The 21,461-nt window shown below is 42.3% G+C and carries 24 protein-coding genes; 2 read left to right on the forward strand and 22 right to left on the reverse strand.

Features of this window, described 5'->3' with window-relative positions:
- Positions 1-22: 22 nt before the first annotated feature.
- The 11 genes from tehB to ybeY all read right to left on the reverse strand — a co-directional run bounded on the left by tehB (position 23) and on the right by ybeY (position 8,761).
- A complete protein-coding gene (gene tehB / locus DG474_RS05815; RefSeq protein ID WP_000413062.1) occupies positions 23-883 on the reverse strand; it encodes an SAM-dependent methyltransferase TehB in 861 nt (286 codons plus the stop codon).
- 14 nt (positions 884-897) lie between these two features.
- Complete coding sequence (smpB, locus tag DG474_RS05820; protein WP_001051742.1) at positions 898-1,365, reverse strand: SsrA-binding protein SmpB; 468 nt, start codon at positions 1,363-1,365, stop codon at positions 898-900.
- Positions 1,328-3,682, reverse strand: coding sequence for a ribonuclease R (gene rnr, locus DG474_RS05825; protein ID WP_000653281.1), 2,355 nt, complete (start codon positions 3,680-3,682; stop codon positions 1,328-1,330). Before rnr ends, smpB begins: the two co-directional genes overlap by 38 nt.
- A 203-nt stretch (positions 3,683-3,885) precedes the next feature.
- Positions 3,886-4,119 (reverse strand): preprotein translocase subunit SecG, encoded by a 234-nt coding sequence (secG, locus tag DG474_RS05830; RefSeq protein WP_000282517.1) that lies wholly within the window; start codon positions 4,117-4,119, stop codon positions 3,886-3,888.
- 39 nt (positions 4,120-4,158) lie between these two features.
- Positions 4,159-4,308, reverse strand: a complete 150-nt coding sequence (gene rpmG / locus DG474_RS05835; RefSeq protein ID WP_007519517.1) for a 50S ribosomal protein L33 — start codon at positions 4,306-4,308, stop codon at positions 4,159-4,161.
- Positions 4,308-5,507, reverse strand: coding sequence for a multidrug efflux MFS transporter PmrA (gene pmrA / locus DG474_RS05840; protein WP_255777643.1), 1,200 nt, complete (start codon positions 5,505-5,507; stop codon positions 4,308-4,310). Before pmrA ends, rpmG begins: the two co-directional genes overlap by 1 nt.
- The gene (gene coaE, locus DG474_RS05845) at positions 5,494-6,099 is read right to left on the reverse strand and encodes a dephospho-CoA kinase (protein WP_255777644.1); all 606 of its coding nucleotides are present in this window, start codon (positions 6,097-6,099) and stop codon (positions 5,494-5,496) included. The genes pmrA and coaE overlap by 14 nt, the downstream gene beginning before the upstream one ends.
- The gene (gene mutM, locus DG474_RS05850; RefSeq protein ID WP_255777645.1) at positions 6,099-6,923 is read right to left on the reverse strand and encodes a DNA-formamidopyrimidine glycosylase; all 825 of its coding nucleotides are present in this window, start codon (positions 6,921-6,923) and stop codon (positions 6,099-6,101) included. The genes coaE and mutM overlap by 1 nt, the downstream gene beginning before the upstream one ends.
- A gap of 48 nt (positions 6,924-6,971) precedes the next feature.
- Positions 6,972-7,871, reverse strand: a complete 900-nt coding sequence (gene era / locus DG474_RS05855) for a GTPase Era (protein ID WP_000143280.1) — start codon at positions 7,869-7,871, stop codon at positions 6,972-6,974.
- 16 nt (positions 7,872-7,887) lie between these two features.
- Positions 7,888-8,283 (reverse strand): diacylglycerol kinase family protein, encoded by a 396-nt coding sequence (locus tag DG474_RS05860; protein ID WP_255777646.1) that lies wholly within the window; start codon positions 8,281-8,283, stop codon positions 7,888-7,890.
- Positions 8,264-8,761, reverse strand: a complete 498-nt coding sequence (gene ybeY / locus DG474_RS05865; RefSeq protein ID WP_042768640.1) for an rRNA maturation RNase YbeY — start codon at positions 8,759-8,761, stop codon at positions 8,264-8,266. Before ybeY ends, DG474_RS05860 begins: the two co-directional genes overlap by 20 nt.
- A 104-nt stretch (positions 8,762-8,865) precedes the next feature.
- Here ybeY and pavA point away from each other — a divergent pair, with 104 nt between their 5' ends.
- A complete protein-coding gene (gene pavA / locus DG474_RS05870) occupies positions 8,866-10,521 on the forward strand; it encodes an Rqc2 family fibronectin-binding protein PavA (protein ID WP_255777647.1) in 1,656 nt (551 codons plus the stop codon).
- A 32-nt stretch (positions 10,522-10,553) separates the two neighbouring features.
- On the opposite strand, the gene deoD is transcribed toward pavA, so the two are convergent.
- The 9 genes from deoD to DG474_RS05915 all read right to left on the reverse strand — a co-directional run bounded on the left by deoD (position 10,554) and on the right by DG474_RS05915 (position 18,645).
- A complete protein-coding gene (gene deoD, locus DG474_RS05875) occupies positions 10,554-11,264 on the reverse strand; it encodes a purine-nucleoside phosphorylase (protein WP_255777648.1) in 711 nt (236 codons plus the stop codon).
- A 469-nt stretch (positions 11,265-11,733) separates the two neighbouring features.
- Positions 11,734-12,444: a type 1 glutamine amidotransferase gene (locus tag DG474_RS05880; RefSeq protein ID WP_255777649.1), complete on the reverse strand. Its 711-nt coding sequence runs from the start codon at positions 12,442-12,444 to the stop codon at positions 11,734-11,736.
- Between the two features lie 4 nt (positions 12,445-12,448).
- Positions 12,449-13,258, reverse strand: a complete 810-nt coding sequence (locus tag DG474_RS05885) for a purine-nucleoside phosphorylase (protein WP_000143352.1) — start codon at positions 13,256-13,258, stop codon at positions 12,449-12,451.
- The gene (locus DG474_RS05890) at positions 13,255-13,815 is read right to left on the reverse strand and encodes a DUF1697 domain-containing protein (protein WP_002874484.1); all 561 of its coding nucleotides are present in this window, start codon (positions 13,813-13,815) and stop codon (positions 13,255-13,257) included. Before DG474_RS05890 ends, DG474_RS05885 begins: the two co-directional genes overlap by 4 nt.
- Before the next feature lies 1 nt (position 13,816).
- Positions 13,817-15,028, reverse strand: a complete 1,212-nt coding sequence (locus tag DG474_RS05895) for a phosphopentomutase (protein WP_000033119.1) — start codon at positions 15,026-15,028, stop codon at positions 13,817-13,819.
- Positions 15,029-15,051: 23 nt separating this feature from the next.
- Positions 15,052-15,735, reverse strand: a complete 684-nt coding sequence (gene rpiA, locus DG474_RS05900) for a ribose-5-phosphate isomerase RpiA (RefSeq protein ID WP_049505712.1) — start codon at positions 15,733-15,735, stop codon at positions 15,052-15,054.
- 105 nt (positions 15,736-15,840) lie between these two features.
- Positions 15,841-16,770 (reverse strand): peptidase U32 family protein, encoded by a 930-nt coding sequence (locus tag DG474_RS05905; protein ID WP_255777651.1) that lies wholly within the window; start codon positions 16,768-16,770, stop codon positions 15,841-15,843.
- 125 nt (positions 16,771-16,895) lie between these two features.
- Entirely contained in the window at positions 16,896-17,576 is a 681-nt protein-coding gene (locus tag DG474_RS05910) for an ABC transporter ATP-binding protein (RefSeq protein WP_255777652.1), read from the reverse strand.
- 13 nt (positions 17,577-17,589) lie between these two features.
- Positions 17,590-18,645, reverse strand: a complete 1,056-nt coding sequence (locus tag DG474_RS05915; protein WP_255777653.1) for an ABC transporter permease — start codon at positions 18,643-18,645, stop codon at positions 17,590-17,592.
- 384 nt (positions 18,646-19,029) lie between these two features.
- Between DG474_RS05915 and DG474_RS05920 the strand changes: the two genes are divergently transcribed.
- Entirely contained in the window at positions 19,030-19,314 is a 285-nt protein-coding gene (locus DG474_RS05920; RefSeq protein WP_255777655.1) for a DUF3270 domain-containing protein, read from the forward strand.
- Positions 19,315-19,379: 65 nt separating this feature from the next.
- On the opposite strand, the gene DG474_RS05925 is transcribed toward DG474_RS05920, so the two are convergent.
- Together DG474_RS05925 and ciaR are read right to left on the reverse strand one after the other, a co-directional pair.
- On the reverse strand, positions 19,380-20,717 hold the full coding sequence (locus DG474_RS05925; RefSeq protein ID WP_042768396.1) for a sensor histidine kinase: 1,338 nt from the start codon (positions 20,715-20,717) through the stop codon (positions 19,380-19,382).
- Positions 20,707-21,381, reverse strand: a complete 675-nt coding sequence (ciaR, locus tag DG474_RS05930) for a two-component system response regulator CiaR (RefSeq protein ID WP_000590630.1) — start codon at positions 21,379-21,381, stop codon at positions 20,707-20,709. The genes DG474_RS05925 and ciaR overlap by 11 nt, the downstream gene beginning before the upstream one ends.
- Positions 21,382-21,461: the final 80 nt, after the last annotated feature.

A 21,461-nucleotide genomic window follows, 5' to 3' on the forward strand; every position in this document is an offset into this window, starting at 1 on the left:
TATTCGCTTGTAAAGATTTGATTTACTTGATTTTCTTGGCTAGCATAGTCGCAAAGCGTAGTTGAATGCGATTACCATTTTCATCACGACGGTGCAGATGTCCTGGGTTTTCATTGTACTTAATCAATTCCCAATCCTTGTAGTAGTCCGCCAACTCCCCTTCTTTAAAAGTGAATGGGAAGTTGATTGAGCAAGGATAATCCTCTGTATCCATGGCACAGACGATAAGATTGTAACCACCGACCGTGGTGTGCTCCTGCATATTTTGGATAATAGCTGGAATGCGGTTCGCTTGTAGGAACATCAGAACAACTGTTGAAACGATAAAATCATAGTCTTGGCTAACACTGGCAGAATTGATATCATAAAGTCCGACAGGCATGTCTAGATCCTCTTGTTCCACAATGCTTTGCAAGATTTCAAGGGACAATTCATTTTGATCCACAGCTGTCACATCAAAACCATTCTGTGCGAGAAAGAGAGAGTTACGCCCCTGACCACAACCCAAATCCAAGGCTCTTCCAGGTTTCACCGTCTGCATAGCCTCTAGGACCTCTGAATGGACTGGATTAGTCTGGTATTTCTTAGGGAAATAATCCTCAGGTTTACAATAAAATTCCAAGTACCACTCTACATCGTCTGTTGCAGCCTCTACTCGGTGCCAGGCTTGCGGTTGCGCCATGGGATTGTCAGCCCCTGCCTCAAAGAGGTGTTCAGCTAGAACCTCACCATCTTCAGTCAACTCAATAAACTTGAGAGCCCCTTTCAACACAGTAATTTTTCCCCAAGTGCCGACTTTAGTATTGTGCTTTTGCTGAACAGCTTCAGGCATGGTTTGTTTATTCCACAAGGGCATCCGTTTATAGGCAATTAATTTTTCCATTTTACTTCCTCTTCTTAACGCTGGTTGACAGCTTTCATCACACGCGCGATGTCGCGGTTTTGTTCACGACGCTTGATAGACTCCCGTTTGTCATAGTCATGTTTCCCTTTAGCAAGTCCTAAAAGGAGTTTAGCATAACCATCTTTAATATAGACTTTAAGGGGAACAAGGGTCATTCCTGTCCCTTTGGTCTCTTGTTCCAATTTTTGAATTTGTTTTTTATGGAGCAAAAGTTTACGACGACGTTCTGGTTCCTGGTTCCAGATATTGCCCTCTTCGTAAGGGGCGATATGAACATTGCTCAGCCAGACTTCCCCATTTTTTACTTGGGCAAAGCCGTCCTTGAGATTGATTCGAGCAGCTCGAACGCTCTTGATTTCCGTTCCTGTCAGCACCATTCCTGCTTCAAGCGTATCAACGATTGTATAGTCGTGGTGCGCCTTTTTATTTTGTGCGACGACCTTTCCCTCGCCCTTTGCCATGCTTGGCTCCTTTCTTAGCTACTTCTTTGTAAAAAGGTTTCTTGCCTTTTTTCTTTTTATCTTTTTGTGAATGCTTGTACTTATCATTTGAGCGTCCTGATTTTCTCTTGTCTTCCTTCTTGTCTGAACGACGACTTGAACCATGACCTCTGTCTTTGCGCCCAGCTTGTTTCAAGCCTTTTTCGATGACATCAAACTCACTTGGAATATAAGAGAAATCAATCTCTCCCGTCATCTTATCGGCTCTTTCAACTTGAATGCGAATTTGCTGTCCCACACGGAAGGTTGTTCCTGATTTCTCTCCACGGAGAGTCAAATCTCGCTCGTTGAAATGATAAAATTCAGACAAATTGGTAATGTGAATCAAACCTTCGACTGTATTTGGCAATTCAACAAAGAGACCGAATTTGACGATGCTGGATACAACTGCGTCGTACTCTTCACCCACATATTCTTCCATGTACTCAGCCTTTTTCATGGCTTCGACTTCACGCTCCGCCTCGATGGCACGACGTTCACGGTTGGAAGACTGGGTTGCAATCTCTGGAATCACTTGTTCAAAATGCTCTGCTATTTCCTTAGAACGACCATAGTCCCGAATCATACGGTGGACTAGAAGGTCTGGATAACGGCGAATAGGACTGGTGAAGTGAGTGTAATAGTTAGCGGCTAGTCCATAGTGACCGTGATTGTGCTCAGAATAGCGAGCCTGTTGCATAGAACGGAGAAGCATCATGGACAATACATCCGCATAGGGTTCTCCCTCAACAGCACGCATGATGTCTTGGAGAGCCTCTTGGCTAATCTCACTGGCAGTTCCATAAATTCGTAAACCAAAACTAGAGGCGTAATCAATAAACTTCTGAACTTTTTCAGCCTTGGGCTCCTCGTGAATTCGATAGATGAAAGGTAGATCCAACTTGCTAAAGTGCTCGGCAACCGTTTCATTAGCAATCAACATGAAGGACTCAATCATCCGCTCAGCAATACCACGTTGGCGAAGAACGATATCCACAGGCTTGCCTTTTTTATCCACCAAGATCTTAGCTTCGCTGGTATCAAAGTTAAGGGCACCACGCTTCTCACGCATGCTTTCTAGCCTTTCATGAAGCTTGGCCATGAGCTCGATACTTGGAACAATTTTCTTAAACTCTCGTCTCTTTTCCTCATCGCCAGCTAGGATATCATTAACAGCGCTATAGGTCATACGGAAGCTCGTCTTAATAACTGTTTGGGTAATGGTGTAATTAACCACACGACCATGTTTATCAATTTCCATAATAGCAGACTGGGTCAAGCGATCTACTTGAGGATTGAGAGAGCAGATGCCATTTGACAAACGCTCTGGAAGCATTGGAACCACTCGGTCTGTCACATAGACAGAAGTCGCGCGGTTAAGGGCTTCCTTGTCAAGGGCAGAACCCTCGGTCACATAGTAGGAAACATCTGCGATGTGAACTCCGAGTTCGATATTGCCATTCTTTAAAGGCTTGATGTGTACTGCGTCGTCTAAGTCCTTGGCATCCGCACCGTCAATGGTAAAGGTGATTTCATCTCTCAGGTCCAGACGACCTCCCATATCCTTTTGAGACGGAGCTTCTGGCACACTTTCTGCTTCCTTGAGAACAGCTTCTGGAAATTCTGAAACAATATCCATGGATTCCAAGACTTCAAGAACGTCAATCCCAGCATCAGTCGAGTGCCCCACCACGTCTAGCACACTAGCGACAAAGAAATCATGTTTCTTACTTGGGTATTTGTCAATAAAGACCTTGAGAACTTCAGTACCTTCCAACTTGATAGCCGGTTTCTTCACATAAATCGGTTGGCTGATTTTTTGATTTTTGGAACGAATATAGCCAGCATACTTGGGCTTTTCCTGATCCAGAACAATTTGACCGACAACGGTTGTCAGGCTGTGTTCTAAGATATCAATAATTTTGGCTTCTGCAGCAGTTCCCTTGTTGCGGTCAGCAACTTTCTTTATGACCACCTCAACTGTATCGCCATCAATGGCATAGTTGACATCGTTTTTTCCTACAAAAAGATCGTCCTCTTCCCCTTCTAGAGTAACAAAGCCAAAGCCGTTTTTATGGGCATGAAAAACCCCTTTGAGGGTGATTTCATGTTTCTTCTTCTGGTCCAAGGTGAGGCTGCCATCTTCTCCAAATCGAATCTGGTGCTTTCTTTCCATCAGAGACAGGGTTTTAATCAACTCACGGAAATCCTTGGACCCATCCTTTCCGAGAGCCTGAGCCAGGTCATTTACCGTCACTCGCCCCTTCTCTTGCAAATATTCTTTAATTTTATCTTTCATGTTTTCTTTCTAGATTTTTTAATTTTCTTTTACTGTAAGACCTTCTCAAACATCATTTAATACTCAATAAAAATCAAAGAGCAAACTAGAAAGCTAGGCGCAGGCAGTACTGGAGTACGACAAGCCGACGCTGACGTGGTTTGAATTTGATTTTTGAAGAGTATAAAAATAAAAATAGGCAAAGACCTAGTCCTGCCCATTTCTTATCTACTTGATAATACCGTCAATGCTAAGGCAATGGCTAGCCAGAAAAAGACTAAAATACCTGTCAAACGTTGCATCACAGCTTCAAAACCACGCGCTTTACTACGTTCAAACAAATCACCTGAGCTGGCATCAAATACATTGCTGGATTGGTTCTTGGTTGGTTGCATGAAAATCGCAATCACAATCACAACAGATAATACTAATAAAATGGTTAATAATAGGTTATACATATCAAACTCCTTAAAATCCCTATTATTTTACCATAAATTCTACTTAGATTCAAGATGTAAAGTTACTTTTCTTTCCTTTGGACAATATTTTAACACCTCAATCTTGTCTGGATGAGTTTTGGAGTTCTTACTGGTTAGATAATTCATGCTACCACAAGAGGAGCACTTGAGATTGATTTTTACTCGCACTAGATTTCCTTTACTTTTAATAATGATCTAAATTGCACTATGTTACATAAACAACTGAAAGCTACACAGGCTGCTGTCGCATAAAAGACAGCATGATAGCCCAAATATCCTGCAACTGCAGATCCCGCCATAGGTCCAATCACTCCACCGAGGTAAAAAAAGACTTGATTGAAGGCGAAAATCCTTGAAATACCTGATTTCGGAGTCATTTTGCTAAGAAGGGCATTAACTCCCGGTATGAGAGCGCCCGTTCCCAAACCAAAGAGAAAACGATACAAGCCAAGTTGAAGGGGGCTGGTTGCATGGGCACAAAGTAGGTAAATGATGACGGAATAAATCTGCGCCGCGACCAACAATCTATGATTCCCTACCTTATCGCCAAGTTTTCCTAGAATTCCAGCACTCATCATGCTAGAAAATCCCATGCTGGATACGATCAATCCTGATACAAAGAGGAGATTCTCAGTCTGCCCTAAGTCCCGCACATAGAGAGCCAGAATGGGACCAATTGATTGAGCTGAAAATTGAATGACGAAGCTTGTCAAAAATAGGTTTACTAAGAGCCTAGGATACTTGAAAGAAGAAAATACTTCTTTCGTTGGGATAGCCTTCTCCTTAGCCACTAGCTGAAAATCTTCCTTGATAAAGAAAATGGTTAGGATTGCAGCTAAAAATAAGAAAGCACCTACCAATAAAAAGACATTACGAATGCCAAAAATTTCAGCAATAAAGCCTCCAACAAAGGGACCCGTCAGTGTTCCTGCAACAACTCCTGTAGATAGAGTTCCCAGAGCCGCTCCAGACTTATCTTTCGGTACCTGACTAGCAATCAAGGCCGTTGCATTGGGGACAAAACCAGTAAATACACCATTGAGCAAGCGCAAAAAGAGTAACCAATAGATATTTGGCACGAAGGCCAAACCTCCCATAGTGATGGTCATGGCAAGACCTGCTCGAATCATCATGGGCTTTCGACCATATTTGTCAGCAAGAATACCCCAGATGGGAGAAACTAGAGCTGCTGAAACAGCCGAAACTGAGATGGCTAATCCAGCATAAAAAGCAACTTGGTCTCCTTCAATTCCCAACTGCTCTACAAAGATAGGCATGAAAGGGACGACCAAGGAAATGCTGGCGCCCGTTAGAAAACTACCGAACCAGGCGACACGAAGATTCTCTTTCCAACTAATCTTTTGCACAGCTATCGCCTCCTTCAAGTAACTTCACTACTTGACTCACAAGCTGATCACGACTGCCATTGTTATCTAATATATGACTCGCTAATTTTTTCTTTTCTTCTAAAGACCACTGAGTTGCCAGACGGGACTCTGCTACTTCCATAGAAAGATAATCCCGTTTCATGAAACGTTCCACCTGAACATCACGGTTCACATAGACCAGCCATGTTTCATCAAACCAGGCACTGTAGTCCTGTTCAAAAAGCAGGGGAATATCCATGAAAAAAATCGCTTCTGTCTGAGCTAACTGGTCTCTCAGTGCAGCCAATTCCTCACGAATAATCTCCCCTTGGGTTTGCTTAGACCATTCCCGCTCCTCAGGATTTGAGAAGATGAGACTAGCCAGGAGTGGGCGATTGAGTTCTCCATTTTCAAGGATTATTTTTTGTCCAAAGTGCTGAACTAAGAGCTGATAAAGACGACCACCAGGTCTTTGTAGTTGGTGAACGACTGCGTCAGCATCCACCACTTGAAAGCCTTTCTCTCTTAGGAAATTTGTCACAGTTGACTTACCAGAGGCAATTCCTCCTGTGATTCCGATAATTTTTCCCATCAGCTCCTCCTTTGACACTGAGGACAAAAATGAGTTCCTCGTCCACCGAGCTGGAATTTCTCAATCACTGCCCCACAGCGCGAACATGCTTGTCCAGTCTTATCATAGACCTGATGGAAGTCCTGCATGGTTCCGTCTTCTCCAAAGGCATTGGTATAGGTCCGAATGGTGGAACCGCCCTTTTCAACTGCCTGTCCCAAAACAGCAATGGTCTGGTCATGAATAGCTGACGCTTCTTCTGCAGTCAAAGTTTGGGAAGGTCTAGCTGGATGAACCTGAGCTCGCCAGAGGACCTCATCCACATAGATATTACCTAGACCAGCTACCAAGGTTTGGTCTAGGAGATGAGATTTGATAGGCTTTTTAGACTTGGATAGAGCAGCTTGAAAGACCTGCAAATCAAAGTCCTGCTCTCCTGGCTCAGGGCCTAGTTTCTTAGAAATAAAGTAGGCATCCAAAAGGTCGGGTGCCAGCAATTCCATAGTACCAAACTTGCGCACATCCTCATAAACAAGAGTGCCACTATCTTCAAACCGAATCAAAATATGGGCATGCTTGCGTTCTGGAACCCGGTCTGGATAATAAAAATACTTGCCCTCCATCCGCAGATGGGAAATCAAGACCTTGTTTGTCAGGTAAAAAAGTAGATATTTCCCACGACGCCCCATTGACTCGATAATCTGACCAGGCACTTCCTTTTGAAACTCTTCCAAATCTGTCTTGATCATCTTGGGATAACGAATCTCTATACTAGAAATCTTCTTTCCCAAGATCAATTTTTCTAAGCCACGACGAACCGTTTCAACCTCTGGTAATTCAGGCATAAATCCTCCTTCTGTAAAAACAAGAAGCAGGCATGAGCCCACCTCTACTTAGTATTCTTTTTCATTATAGCCAAAGTCAGCTAAGTCTAGCTTTTTATCGCGCCAGTTTTTCTTGACTTTGACCCAAGTTTCTAGGAAAACCTTATCCCCTAGCATGAGTTCGATATCACGACGGGCCATGGTCCCAATTTTCTTGAGCATAGCGCCACCTTTTCCGATGATAATGCCTTTTTGGCTATCTCGCTCCACCATGATGGTTGCACGGATGTGAACTTTGTCTGTCTCTTCATCCCGTTTCATAGAGTCAACCACTACGGCAACTGAGTGTGGAATCTCTTCACGTGTCAAATGAAGAACCTTCTCACGAATCATTTCTGAAACCAAGAAACGCTCAGGATGATCTGTGATTTGGTCAGCTGGGAAATACTGGAAACCTTCCTCTAGATTTTCACTCAAAATATCGATTAGTCGAGAAACGTTATTTCCCTGAAGGGCTGAGATAGGAACAATTTCCTTAAAGTCCATCTGGTTGCGGAAGTCATCAATCTGAGACAAAAGCTGGTCTGGATGGACCTTGTCAATCTTATTCACCACCAGAATCACAGGAACCTTGGCAGCTTTCAGACGCTCGATAATCATATCGTCACCCTTACCACGTGGCTCATCAGCTGGCACCATGAATAGAACAGTATCCACTTCACGCAGAGTACTGTAGGCAGATTCCACCATGAAATCTCCAAGAGCTGTTTTGGGCTTGTGAATCCCCGGTGTATCGATAAAGACGATTTGCTCCTTATCCGTTGTGTAAATCCCCATGATTTTATTACGCGTTGTCTGCGCCTTGTCACTCATGATGGCAATCTTTTGCCCCATGACGTGATTCAAAAAGGTTGACTTCCCAACATTGGGACGTCCCAAAATAGCTACAAAGCCTGATTTAAATGTCATAATTTCCTCTTTTTGTTTAAAATAGTATATCCCAAATGCGTGGGAGAAAGATAAGTGCACCTGTCACTGCAGCAAGAAGGGAAACCACAAGTACGGCACCAGCCGCCATGTCCTTTGCTTTCTTCGCTAACATAGAAAAGTGATAGTGACTGGCTAGATCCACCACATTTTCGATAGCAGAATTAATAATCTCAAAGGCTACTACCAAGAAAATGCTCATTAGGAGAAAGAGCCATTCGATCCGTGACACCTGAAAAACAAAACCTGCAAGGATGACTACTAGAGCCGTCACTGCATGCTTTCGCATATTGCGTTCTTCCTTGATAGCAGTCAGAATGCCTGTCAGGGCAAATTCTAAACTAGAAATCAGGTCACGATTTTTCCATTTTCGTTTATTGTCTTGTGAGTCCATAGGCTGTCAAAATTTCTTCTTGTAAACCGAACATCTCCGCTTCTTCTTCCGGAGTGTAGTGATCGTAGCCGTTGATATGTAAAAAGCCGTGTACTGCCAAGAAGCCCATCTCACGCTCAAAGCTGTGGCCATATTCCTCAGCCTGCTCATGCGCTTTATCGATAGAGATGAACAATTCCCCAATATAGGCATCAAACTCAGACATCATTTCTGCTAATTCAGGATTTTCAAGCAGATCTTCCTCGTCAAAAGTAATGTCCAATTCAGGTTTATACTCAAGGCTAATGACATCTGTCGGACGATCCGTATCACGATACTCAAGGTTAAGTTCATGGCTACGCTCATTGGTCACAAAAGTGACTGCCATCTCCTTGTCTTCTTTTCCTATTTTTTGGGCTGCAAATTCCAAAATTTCTTGGGTTTGTTGCAAGATTTCTTGTGAAACTTGACCAGTTTCATCAACCATTTCAATATACATGTACTTCTCGATTCTCTTTACTTGGCTTTATTATACCATATTTCTATGATTTTATTCTACCTTTTTGATATAATACTATGGAATACAATCACAAGGAGAGAACGATGTCATTTGACGGATTTTTTTTACACCACATGATTGAGGAATTGCGAAGAGAGTTAGTCAATGGTCGCATCCAGAAAATCAATCAACCTTTTGAACAAGAGTTGGTCTTGCAAATCCGCAGCAATCGCCAAAGCCATCGCCTGCTCCTTTCTGCTCATCCCGTTTTTGGACGCATCCAGCTGACCCAAACGACTTTTGAAAATCCAGCCCAACCTTCGACTTTTATCATGGTTTTGAGAAAGTATTTGCAGGGTGCTCTGATTGAGTCAATTGAGCAAATCGAAAATGACCGTATTGTGGAAATCACGGTTTCCAATAAAAACGAAATTGGAGATCATATCCAGGCTACCTTGATTATCGAAATCATGGGGAAACACAGCAATATTCTCCTCGTAGATAAAAGTAGCCATAAAATCCTCGAAGTCATCAAACACGTCGGCTTTTCACAAAATAGCTACCGCACCTTACTTCCAGGATCAACCTATATCGCTCCGCCAAGCACCGAATCTCTCAATCCATTTACTGTCAAGGATGAAAAACTCTTTGAGATTCTGCAGACTCAAGAGCTTAAAGCCAAAAATCTTCAAAGTCTCTTTCAAGGTCTAGGACGAGATACGGCAAATGAATTGGAAAACATTCTTGTCAGTGATAAACTGTCTACTTTCCGAAACTTTTTCGAGCAAGAAACCAAGCCTTACCTAACGGAGACTTCTTTCAGCCCAGTTCCTTTTGCAAATCAGGTGGGAGAGCCTTTTACCAGTCTCTCTGATCTTCTGGATACCTATTACAAAGATAAGGCAGAGCGCGATCGCGTCAAACAGCAAGCCAGTGAGCTCATTCGCCGTGTTGAAAATGAACTTCAAAAAAATCGTCATAAGCTAAAAAAACAAGAAAAAGAGTTACTAGCGACAGACAATGCTGAGGAATTTCGCCAAAAAGGGGAATTGCTGACAACCTTCCTCCACCAAGTGCCTAATGACCAAGATCAGGTTACCTTGGACAACTACTACACCAACCAACCTATCACCATTGCGCTTGATAAGGCCTTGACTCCCAGCCAGAATGCTCAACGCTACTTTAAACGCTATCAGAAGCTCAAAGAAGCTGTCAAATACCTGACTGAGTTGATCGAAGAAACCAAGGCCACCATTCTTTATCTAGAAAGTGTCGAAACCGTACTCAACCAAGCTGGACTGGAAGAAATCGCTGAAATCCGTGAAGAATTGATCCAAACAGGCTTCATTAGAAGACGCCAACGCGAGAAAATTCAGAAACGCAAAAAACCAGAACAGTATCTGGCGAGCGATGGCAAGACCATCATCTATGTCGGTCGAAACAATCTTCAAAATGAAGAGTTGACCTTTAAAATGGCCCGCAAGGAGGAACTTTGGTTCCATGCCAAGGACATCCCTGGAAGCCACGTCGTCATCTCAGGAAATCTTGATCCATCTGATGAAGTCAAGACAGATGCAGCTGAACTAGCTGCCTACTTCTCCAAAGGGCGTTTGTCAAATCTAGTTCAAGTGGATATGATTGAAGTCAAGAAACTCAACAAACCAACTGGTGGAAAACCTGGCTTTGTAACCTACACAGGACAAAAGACCCTCCGCGTTACACCAGACCCAGAAAAAATCGCATCTATGAAAAAATCCTGATTCAACTTGAAATCAGGATTTTCTTTTACATTTCACTCTGCAATCAAGGTTTCCAAGCCGACTTTCATCATATCAGTGAAGGTGTTTTGGCGTTCTTCTGCAGTGGTGTCTTCATCTGGATTGACCAAGCTATCAGAAATGGTCATGATAGCAAGGGCATCAACGTGGTGTTGGGCAGCAAGATAGTAAAGGGCTGCTGCTTCCATTTCGACAGCTTTAACTCCCCATTTACCAAGTTCGATGTTCTTTTCAAAGTAGTTTGAATAAAAGACATCTGATGACAAAACGTTCCCAACGTGGGTGGTCATACCAAGTTCTTTGGCGATATGGTAGGCCTTGTCTAGCAAATCAAAACTAGCGATTTGTGGAAAATCATACTGTGGCCAGTCGTTGCGGATGATGTTTGAGTTGGTTGCAGCTGCTTGCGCCAAAACCAATTCACGGACGTGGACATCTTCATTCAAAGAACCAGCAGTTCCCACGCGGATCAATTTCTTTACACCGTAGTCCACAATCAACTCACGCGCGTAGATCGAAATGGAAGGCATCCCCATCCCAGTTCCCATGACAGATACACGGTGGCCCTTGTAAGTACCAGTGTAGCCAAACATGTTCCGCACTTCGTTAAAACAAACAGCATCTTCAAGGAAGGTCTCCGCAATAAATTTCGCACGAAGAGGATCCCCCGGAAGAAGAATTTTATCAGCAATTTCACCTTGCTGAGCAGCAATATGGATAGACATAATATAAGATACCAAACCCGTCAAAAAGCGAAGGGAAAATAGGAGTTGGGCGCAGTGAGCGATGCTCGCTAGACCAACTATCTTTTTCCCACTGCTTTTAGGGTGGGTTCAATTCCTTTCTTTCTTAATTTTGATGATATTGAGAAGACTAGACCGGCTTCAATTCAAAACCGAACCATCCTCTCTATGTTTTTAGAAAAGTTTTCCGCTCGTGTTCAAATTAGAACACTTCACTCTACCTTTCTTTTTGTATATTTAGGATAGCGACAGAGAACAAAGGAAAAATAGGAAACTGACGACGCATCGCAGATGCTAGACAGTTTATCTTTTTTACACAGTTCTCCGCCCGTATTCAGTTCAGCGAATACGGTTTACCCATCCTTTCTTTCTTGATTTTAAAATTAAATATTTCACAGAACAATTAGCCCGAGTTTGACTATAACTCAGATACTCTGCCTTTCTGTAGTTCCTAGTTTATCAATGAATCTAAAAATGCATACAGTTTTGCATTCATTTCAGAATAATCGTTTCCACGTAATTCTTCTGGTGTTTGAACAAAAGGCAACTTTTCACTTTGCTCTCTTAATTTCTCCTCACCATCCGCAGCAATCAATAATTCTACTGCGTCTGGATCAAATTCCAAATGAGCCTGAAAGGCATAATGTTTTGGACTGAAGCGAATAATTTGGCGTGGACAACCTTGACTGGTCGCCAAGACGACAGCTTCATCTGTCAGCCCTGGCATATCACCGTGCCAGTGGCCGGTTTCTATGTTTTTTCCGAACAAGCTGACATGAGGATCTGTTAGACCTTGCATCGTCAATGTCACAGGATAAACGCCGATCTCGCGCTCTGGACTATGTTCATACTTCGCACCATAGGCAACAGATAGGAGTTGCGCACCAAGACAGACACCAACAATATAAATATCTGTAGCAATCGCTTCTTTCATAAAAGCAAGCTCAGCCTTTGGATTATAGTATGGGAAGTTTTCTCTATCCTCATCAGGTGATTGAGGACCACCCATAACAATCAGAAAATCAATCCCGTCAATTGTTTCAGGAAGAGGTTCTTTTTCATAAACCTTTGTTGATGTAATTTGATGACCTCGTTCTATAGCCCATTTTAGATATGCTCCTGGAACCTCAAATGTCTCATGTAAAATAAAGTGAACTCTCATGACATTACAATTCAGCAAGAATCGCTTTAAGCAAGCCTTTGAAGTCACCTTTGACACGTTCAGTCACTTCTACAACCTCTTCATGGTTAAGCTCTTCTTGGAAACCAGCAGCATGGTTAGTGATACATGAAATACCGAGAACTTTCAAGCCTGAGTGAGCGGCTACAATAACTTCAGGAACAGTGGACATACCAACTGCATCTGCTCCCAATGTCTTATAGGCGCGAATTTCTGCAGGTGTTTCATAAGTCGGACCGGTTACACCGATATAGACACCTTCGTCAAGCTTGATACCAAGTTTCTTAGCCACTTCATGGGCAGTAGCACGATATTCTGGAGTGTAGGCTTTAGACATATCTGGGAAACGTGGACCAAAATCATCCAAGTTTTCACCCATCAATGGGTTCTGCCCCGTCATATTGATATGGTCTGAGATAGCCATCAAGGTACCAGGACCATATCCAATACCTCCAGCTGCATTGGTTACAATGACACCTTCACATCCGAGAACTTTCATCACACGTACTGGGAAAGTCACGACTTCAAGAGGATTTCCCTCATAGAAATGGAAACGACCTTGAAGAGCCAAGACCTGACGCCCTGCAAGTTCACCATATACCAATTTACCAGCGTGCCCAACTACTGTAGAGCGGCCCCAGTTTGGGATATCTGCATAGTCTACTACAATTGGATTTTCGATTTCTTCTGCCAATTCTCCAAGTCCTGATCCAAGGATTAGACCGAACTCAGGCGCTTGGATTCCCTTGTCTTTCAGGAAAGCAGCTGTTTCCTTGATTTTATCTAAAAATGTCATTGTGTGTCTCCTTTATTATTTGTTAACATTTGACCGATTTTGTCAAAGGTTTTTGCATTGCGAATGGTGATATTGCGATAAAAAGGCATCTTGAGCAAGTGCTTGTGATAGGCAGTTGCATAGTAGGATTTTTCAGAGAATTTCCCCCAGAAAATCCCATGTTTTCCAAAATGAACCACTTCATCTTTCAGTTCCAAACTTTCAACTGTCTCAATGACTTGAGCAACATCCAAGCCCTCCGTGTAAAAGAGGACGTCCTTTCGTGCCAAATCTTTGGTCCACCATTCAGGTAGATTTTCAAGTTCCGTTTCAAAATCCTCTTGACTCAGCAAGGAAAAGCTCTGAATAAATGGATAATGGACTGCAAAGAAATCCTCTAACTTTTCAACCAATTGGGCTTTGGAATCTGTCGAAGTAAAGAAAATATTGCCACTGTTGATGTAGGTATCAACTTTTTCCACTCCCAACTCTGTCAGTTCTTGACGAAGTTGCGCCATGACAACCTTATTCTTGCCACCGACATTAATGCCCCTTACCAGTAAAGAATAGCGTTTCATCTTATACCAATTTATCTAAGAAACTTTCCCCAATCATGGCAGTTTCCACACCAAAGTTATCCGCAACTGTTGCTGAGATATCTGCAAAATGCCCAACTGGAATGACACCATTTCCCTTAAAGCTAGGGCTGTATGCTAAAAGTGGAATATATTCACGAGTGTGGTCAGTTCCAGCATAGGTTGGGTCATTTCCGTGGTCCGCAGTAATCAAGAGAAGATCATTTTCTCTCATGGCAGCGATAATTTCAGGCAAGCGTTCATCAAACTCATGCAAGCAATCACGGTAGCCATGAGCATTGCGGCGGTGTCCATAAAGGGCATCAAAGTCCACCAAGTTTGTGAAAGAGAATCCTTTTTCAAACTCAGCAAGTCCCATAGTCTTCAATAATGTATCAATTCCATGGCTGTTTGACTTGTTGTGGCCCATGTCATGATTGATACCAGCGCCATTAAAGATATCGTTGATTTTACCAACAGCGTAAGTATCGATACCTGCTTCGTTCAATTTATCTAAAACGGTTGGTGCAAATGGAGATACAGCCAAGTCACGACGGTTTGCTGTACGAGTGAAATTACCTGGTTCACCAACATATGGACGGGCAATGATACGACCTAGAAGGGCAGGACGCTCAAGGGTAATCGAACGAGCGTATTCACAAATACGATAAAGTTCATCTAAAGGAATGATATCTTCGTGGGCAGCAATTTGCAAAACAGGGTCAGCTGAAGTATAGATAATCAACTCCCCAGTTTCCATCTGACGAGGTCCGAAATCATCGATAACAGCAGTTCCTGAGTACGGTTTATTAGCTTCACGAATGACCTTGCGTCCTGAAAATTCTTCGATCTTTGTCAGAATTTCTTCTGGGAATCCGTTCCAGAAAGTATCGAAAGGCTCGGTAATATTGAGTCCCATGATTTCCCAGTGTCCAGTCATGGTGTCCTTACCTAGAGATACTTCTTCCAATTTTGTTGCATAACCTGTTGGATTGCTTTCAGCTGGTACAGTCTTCAGCGGCGTTTCGCGAGGAATATTTCCTAGACCGATTTTAGCCATGTTTGGCACATTCAAACCAACTGTTTTTGAAATGTGTCCCAGTGTGTCAGAAGCTCCATCTGGAACTCCTGCATTGACAAAGTTATTGGCATCCGGCGCAGCACCGATTCCCACAGAATCCAGTACCACCAAGTGAATACGATTAAATTTTGACATAGTGTATCTCCTTATTATGTTGATTAGTTTGCTTTTGTTGAAGTTAAAATCTGAACCCCATCTCGTCCCGCTACGATGACCTTATCCACCATTTGGTTAAACAAGCCGTGCTCTACGACACCAACGACATGGTCCAATTCTTGCCCGAAGGCAATTGGATCTTCAATGACATCCAAAGCTAGGTCAATGATAAAGTTCTGCATATCGGTCACAAAACGTTGGCCGTCTTTTTCACGGAAACTTGGTTTATAGCCAGCTCGCTCAAACCGACGAAAGACCTGTTCTGCACCATACTGAACCACTTCTACTGGCAATTTAAAAGCACCTAGTTTCTCTACCAGTTTGCTTTCATCTACCACCCAAATGTATTCTTTTGAGGGCGTTGCGACAACCTTCTCCATCAGAAGGGCACCACCACCGCCTTTAATCCCGTTAAACTGGCTATCTACTTCATCCGCCCCGTCAACCGTCACATCGACAAAGTCTACTTGATCAATCGACTTGAGCGGGATGTTAAGACCTTCAGCCTGTTTACTGGTCACACTGGAAGTCGTTACAGCAGTAATCTGCAAACCTTCTTCCTTAATCCGACGGCCAATTTCTTCTACGAAATAGTAGGCAGTTGATCCAGTACCGAGTCCAACAACCATGCCATCCTTGACAAACTCAGCAGCCTTGATACCTGCCATCTTTTTCAGATTCTCCACTTAAACACCTCCATTAAAGAGCTACTTTTATTATAACATGTATCCGTTTTTATTTCATGAATACACTTGAAAAACCCGAACGTTTTTATTTCGGGTTTTGGTGTCCTATTTAACCATATCAGGATCGTAATCATAGAATCCTGTGTCGAGGAAACGGTTTTTAGGGTGTAACTTGCGCACTTCCTCATCTAACAAGAAAGCTTGGTCATGGCCGAAATTCCCCTCTTGGATCAAGCCACGCGCTTGAATAAAGAGTTTAGCAATCTCTACAAAATTCTGACCTGGGGTGTAAAGTCCCTCAAGTTTCCAGTGAGTAAAACCATGCTCCACCAATTCTGTCAATTTGGTCATCAAATCAAGGTCGTTATTTGCAAAGATGTGGGTACCATGATTATCTTCAAAGATAGAGTAATGACTCTCTGGATCACTTGGTTCAGCCAAGAAGAGGTCACGTTTACGTGTCTTTTCATCATCGATGTGCGTGAAGTTATAGTAGTTTTGCAAGAGCGGACGCTTAGAATGGTGAATGACACTAGCCCCATAAACCAATACTTCAGCAGGAATTTCCAAAATCTCAGGCATCTTGAAGAGTTCAGCAGATGGAATTTCACGCGCCAAAACCGCCTCAGATGCGCCAGCCTTTTGACCCCAGAAGTTAATTTGACGACTACTTGTTACCATGGTTGAAGCATCGTAAATGGTTTTAAAGGAATAGCCATCACGGTTTACCACGTAAAAGACACCTGCATCCCCAACAGTAATATAGTCTGTCTTGATTTCTTCCAAGAAGTCTAGGAAAGGCTTGATACGGTCCATCATATCTTGGTGCATGAGGGCATTAACCGCAACAATCAATTCTTTGCCTGCTTCATGAACGAGATTAGCGATGGTGCGTAACTCTTCATAACTAAAGGTCGTTGGCAGACGAAGACCAAAATCTTTTTCACCGACGTAGATACGGTCTACGCCAGCTTCGAGTAGTTGTTCAACTTGTTCAATACTTTCAGCAGTTGCTGTAATGATAATCTTTTCCATAAGAAAAATTATACCACATTTCTCAAAAATCAGCTATGGTTACTGAGAGTTTCACAAAAAGTTAAACTTGTTTCTATCTTTCCCAATCAAAAAAGTGAACAGTAACTTGTACCATTCACTCTATTTTATGCATGTGTTTCTTCAACTAGGTGGCCATCGTTCATGACATAAATACGATCAACCTTATCAAGAAGACGAGTGTCATGCGTAATCATAACAACTCCTCTACCTTGTTCATGGGCAATGGCAGCCAGCATCTCCGTTACTTGGTAGGCACGCTCAGTGTCAAGACTGGCTGTCGGCTCATCTGCAAGCACAATGCTTGGATTGTTATAGAGCGCTCTAGCAATCGCGGCACGCTGACGTTCGCCACCCGATAGAGCTTTGGGATAATGATTTTGAACTTTTTCCAAATCCAACAAGTCAAACAGCTCTTTTCGGTCACTTTTACTATTTTTTCCCTTATCTAGTCTGTCTATCAAATCCAGCTGTTCCTTGACCGTTAGAAAAGGAATTAAGTTTGAAGCCTGGAGAATGAAACCAAACTCTCTAAAACGGAGATCTGTTTTTTCCTTCTCCGTCAAACTGCCTGTTTCCTTCCCTTTGACTAGAATCTTTCCACTCGAAGCTTCCTGTAGTTGTCCTAGAGTTGTTAGAAAGGTCGTCTTGCCAGAGCCAGAAGGCCCAACGATAGCTACGAACTCTCCCGCATTTAGCTGAAAATTCGTCTCATGCAGGGCTACGACTCTCATCTTTCCTTCCCCGTAGGTTTTTGTCACTTGATTCATTTCTATCAATGCTGTCATACTATTCTCCTTATCATTCTGCAATTGCAGTAATCGGGTCCACCTTTAGTAAGCGTGGAAGTGAAATGACACCACCTAGAAGGGCCATCAAGGAAATTACCAAGCTTAGGACAGAGTAGGCTATCCAACTTGGATAGAAAAAGAAGGTAGCTGGTAAGACTAAAATCACTCCTCCGATTGCCAGCAAGGCTAAAGCAATCCCCATACCAGACAAAAGGAAGATTTGACAGAACAGAGACCATACAATGGTTTTGATCTGTATTCCCTGAGCTCGCATTATTCCATAAAGGCCTAGTTTTTGGATGGTAATGATATAAACAAAAATACCCACAATCAAGCCTGTGATGACAATCATAGCAAGAATCATTCCTGAAAATACATTCACCTGAGGTGTGTAACCAGGAATTTTCGAAATCATTTTTGGAATGGAAATCTGTTTCAGTCCATCGCCAGCCACTTCTATATCATTTTTCAATACCAAGGCAGAGATGGAACGATTGGCTTTCAAGGTTCCTTGTAAGGTCCAATAAGTCGTCAGACTCGTAAAGACAACAGGCTCAGTGAAAAATTTATTTCCTTGAGTCAAGCCTACGATCTTGTAACTCTCTTCGCTTCCATTGAGCTGAATGGCATCACCTAGCTTCATCCCATAGTTCTCAAAAGACTGATCCACGACAACCTCATCATCTCCTTCAGGATAACGCCCCTCCGTCAAACTTGGAGAGATAAATGCGTCCCAGTCTTGAGCAAAAATGGAAACATTGACCTTTTCACTACCATCGACTAGATTGGTTACAGCGAACATATAGCCCAATGGAGCAGCCTCTTCAGAACTCTTATCCTTGTAGTCCTTTTCAGGAATAAAGGATGCCGTCAAATTATCATTTGCGTAGTCAGATAAAACCACCCCCGTCGCTTGCCAATTATCAATAGCTGCTCGGTTGTTTCGCACAAGACCGAGAGCTAGACTAGTCATAAAAAAGACCATAAAAGCGATAAGAAAAATGGTCGTTAAGATCAAACTATATCGAAGTTTGTTTCGCAATATCTCTTTGATAGCAAGATACATGCTTATCTCCTTTTACTTTTCCCAGAGGTAGCAAGAATGCCACCCAGTCCAATAGACAGAATCTCTGTCTTATCATCCATTCAAAACAACTCCTACCAACACTCTTCAAAAGTATCCAGGTAGCAACTTAACAAATCATCTTAGGAAAAAGCCTCAGCTTGCTATCAATTTATATAAGTTATCCTTTCCTTTCTTAGTATATTTATAATAGAGAAGGTCAGGTCATCTGTTTTAAGTGTAACATCCATGCTATCATTTTCCCTTGTAGGTGTCAAGAGAGCGACTTAGAAGTTGATAAGAGACTTTAGTAGTTTTGTAACAATTCTGTAATAATTCTCTGCATAAAAAATGATAAAATAGTTATGTACTGTTAAGGAGAGAATCATGTCCGCAAGAAAACTAGAAGCTTATGAGTTTGAACAAGCTCCCGAATCGAATCAAACTCCGCTTTACCAAGATTACACACCTGAAGCCCCAGTCGGCCCTAACCTAAAAGAGATTTTATTTTTTGTAAATATCGCTTGTTTCTGTATTTTTATGGCACTGTTTAGTTTTATCTTTTTAGCCTTAAAATTGAACACAGCTTTATCCTTTATCGCTGCAATGGGTCTTAGTTTCGCCCTTTTACAACTTCAAAGAAAGATAATCAAACGAAAATTTTCAAAATAAAGGTTGGTACTCCTACCAACCTCTTTTCTAGTTATCAAAAAAAGACAGTTATCTAACTGTCTTTTTTATTTATTCTTACGTTTTGAAGGCGATTGAATAGCGATCTTAACTTCAAAAATTGTTCCTCTAGGTTTGTTATCTTTTACGCTAATCGTTCCTCTTAATGCATCTACGATCTGCTTGGCTAAAGATAGTCCAAGACCAAAGCCACCTTTCTGACGGGTTCTCGCCTTGTCCACACGGTAAAATCGGTCAAAGATTTTCTTCTTGTCAGCAGCTGAGATTCCAATTCCGTTATCCGTTACTGTTAGATAGAGGTGGCGATCTGTAGCATGAACTACAAACTCAATTTTCCCATCTTCTTCAGTATACTTGATGGCATTGTCAAATAAGATGGTCATGAGCTGTTTTAGGAGCAACTGATCGGTCATGAAGGGACGATAAATCCGATTTTCATACTCAAAAATACGATCATTTTCAGAAGCAATCAACTCATAGTTAGCAAAAGTCGTCTTAAAGAACTGTGGTGATACTTCTGCTATTTCTGGTTTGATTCCATCATCTCGACGTGCAAGGTTGAGAAGATTGGTCGTAAGGAAGCGCATGTTGCGAACTTCTTCAAGACTCGAAGCGATACTTTCGCTGGATTCCATAATCGTTGCCTCTGGTTTTCGAAAGAGATTTTCTAAACGATTTTGTAAAACGGCCAAAGGCGTTCTCAGTTCGTGACTTGCATTTTCAACAAAGGACTTCTGCTTTTGCATACTTTCCAGCAAGGGTTTGACACTGACACGTGCTAGGTAAACACTGGCAATTAAAGACAGGAGCCAGAAACTAGCCATGACTACAACAATTAAATGCTCGTGATTTTGGCTGATTTGCTCGAGCTGGCTGGTATTGATTAAAACCGCCGCATACTTGACGTTACTTGATACCGAGGAAGAGTTGGTTTCCATCAAAATCATCCGATAGGTTTCTTCCTGACCGTAGCTATTGACAACTTGGATTTGGCGAATGTGATTCAACTCCTTTTTGTCCAGCTTGATCTTGTCCAAACCTAAAAAGCGATTCCCCAATAAGAGTTGGTTAAAATCCTTGTCAAAGAGCAAGACTTCCGTATTGGAGCTGACATTGGGCTTGATTTCAGCCTTGTTGGCATCCGCTGTTGCTGGTTGAATATCCTTGACCTCTTCAGTCGCCCGATTCAAGGCTAACTGGATAACCGCTTGGGGACTGCTACTAAGGGCTTGGAGTTTTTCATCTACAGAAGTATAGAGACTCGAGTGCATGACCTGGAGGATAATCAAGGTCATAGCAGAGAAGATCAGGGTGAACACTCCAAAGTTTCGAATGAAATAGCTGAAATCATCCGCATACCATGTTTTTTTTAGTTTATTGAACATCTTTTAAAATATACCCGACACTACGCAAGGTTTGAAGATTTTCAGCAAAGGCTGTTCCCTTCAATTTCTTACGAACTTTTGAGACATAGACTTCTACAACGGAAATCGTCGTATCGCTATCAAATCCCCATAGACGGTCAAAAATTTGCGTCTTAGGAAGAATAACATTTTGATTTTGAAGGAAATAAACCAATAACTCAAACTCTTTTCCGAGTAGTTCCACAGGAGTATCTTCCACCTTCACTTCATTCGTTGAAAGGTTAACGACAATATCTCCATAGGTCAAGGTGTTTTCGTTAAACTTACCTGAACGTTTGAGAAGGGCTTGGATCCGCATTTTGAGTTCTTCAAGGTAGAAAGGTTTGGTGAGGTAGTCATCCGCTCCAAGCTCAAAACCGTGTCCCTTGTCATCCAAACTCTCTTTGGCAGTCATGATAAGGACTGGTGTCGTGATTCCTTTTTCACGCAATTCTTTCAGAACTTGGAAGCCATTTTTTTCAGGCAACATCAGGTCAAGCAAAATCAAGTCATAGACGCCACTTTCAGCTTCGTAAAGACCTTCTTCTCCATCAAAAACCTGCATGACATCTGCAAAATCATCCAAAAAGTCAAATACTGAGTTTGACAGGCCTAGGTCGTCTTCTACTAATAAGATTTTTATCATCAGAAACTCCTCCTTGTTATGATTATTATACCAAAATTGCCTTAAAAAAAACTCAACTCTCTCTTCTTTTAAGATAGAAA

It is taken from the genome of Streptococcus oralis, from assembly GCF_024399415.1.
GTDB classification, from domain to species: domain Bacteria; phylum Bacillota; class Bacilli; order Lactobacillales; family Streptococcaceae; genus Streptococcus; species Streptococcus oralis_CS.

Bases quoted from the DNA above. Each gene is read 5' to 3' on its own strand.
- rnr (WP_000653281.1), bottom strand. From the start codon at position 3,682: ATGAAAGATAAAATTAAAGAATATTTGCAAGAGAAGGGGCGAGTGACG.
- ciaR (WP_000590630.1), bottom strand. From the start codon at position 21,381: ATGATAAAAATCTTATTAGTAGAAGACGACCTAGGCCTGTCAAACTCA.
- deoD (WP_255777648.1), bottom strand. From the start codon at position 11,264: ATGTCTATCCATATTGCTGCTCAGCAAGGTGAAATTGCTGATAAAATT.
- DG474_RS05910 (WP_255777652.1), bottom strand. From the start codon at position 17,576: ATGACAGCATTGATAGAAATGAATCAAGTGACAAAAACCTACGGGGAA.
- DG474_RS05925 (WP_042768396.1), bottom strand. From the start codon at position 20,717: ATGTTCAATAAACTAAAAAAAACATGGTATGCGGATGATTTCAGCTAT.
- ybeY (WP_042768640.1), bottom strand. From the start codon at position 8,761: ATGTATATTGAAATGGTTGATGAAACTGGTCAAGTTTCACAAGAAATC.
- mutM (WP_255777645.1), bottom strand. From the start codon at position 6,923: ATGCCTGAATTACCAGAGGTTGAAACGGTTCGTCGTGGCTTAGAAAAA.
- DG474_RS05920 (WP_255777655.1), top strand. From the start codon at position 19,030: ATGTCCGCAAGAAAACTAGAAGCTTATGAGTTTGAACAAGCTCCCGAA.
- DG474_RS05885 (WP_000143352.1), bottom strand. From the start codon at position 13,258: ATGACATTTTTAGATAAAATCAAGGAAACAGCTGCTTTCCTGAAAGAC.
- DG474_RS05905 (WP_255777651.1), bottom strand. From the start codon at position 16,770: ATGGAAAAGATTATCATTACAGCAACTGCTGAAAGTATTGAACAAGTT.
- DG474_RS05915 (WP_255777653.1), bottom strand. From the start codon at position 18,645: ATGTATCTTGCTATCAAAGAGATATTGCGAAACAAACTTCGATATAGT.
- secG (WP_000282517.1), bottom strand. From the start codon at position 4,119: ATGTATAACCTATTATTAACCATTTTATTAGTATTATCTGTTGTGATT.
- pavA (WP_255777647.1), top strand. From the start codon at position 8,866: ATGTCATTTGACGGATTTTTTTTACACCACATGATTGAGGAATTGCGA.
- DG474_RS05880 (WP_255777649.1), bottom strand. From the start codon at position 12,444: ATGAGAGTTCACTTTATTTTACATGAGACATTTGAGGTTCCAGGAGCA.
- DG474_RS05860 (WP_255777646.1), bottom strand. From the start codon at position 8,283: ATGGACTCACAAGACAATAAACGAAAATGGAAAAATCGTGACCTGATT.
- tehB (WP_000413062.1), bottom strand. From the start codon at position 883: ATGGAAAAATTAATTGCCTATAAACGGATGCCCTTGTGGAATAAACAA.
- coaE (WP_255777644.1), bottom strand. From the start codon at position 6,099: ATGGGAAAAATTATCGGAATCACAGGAGGAATTGCCTCTGGTAAGTCA.
- smpB (WP_001051742.1), bottom strand. From the start codon at position 1,365: ATGGCAAAGGGCGAGGGAAAGGTCGTCGCACAAAATAAAAAGGCGCAC.
- DG474_RS05890 (WP_002874484.1), bottom strand. From the start codon at position 13,815: ATGAAACGCTATTCTTTACTGGTAAGGGGCATTAATGTCGGTGGCAAG.
- DG474_RS05895 (WP_000033119.1), bottom strand. From the start codon at position 15,028: ATGTCAAAATTTAATCGTATTCACTTGGTGGTACTGGATTCTGTGGGA.
- era (WP_000143280.1), bottom strand. From the start codon at position 7,871: ATGACATTTAAATCAGGCTTTGTAGCTATTTTGGGACGTCCCAATGTT.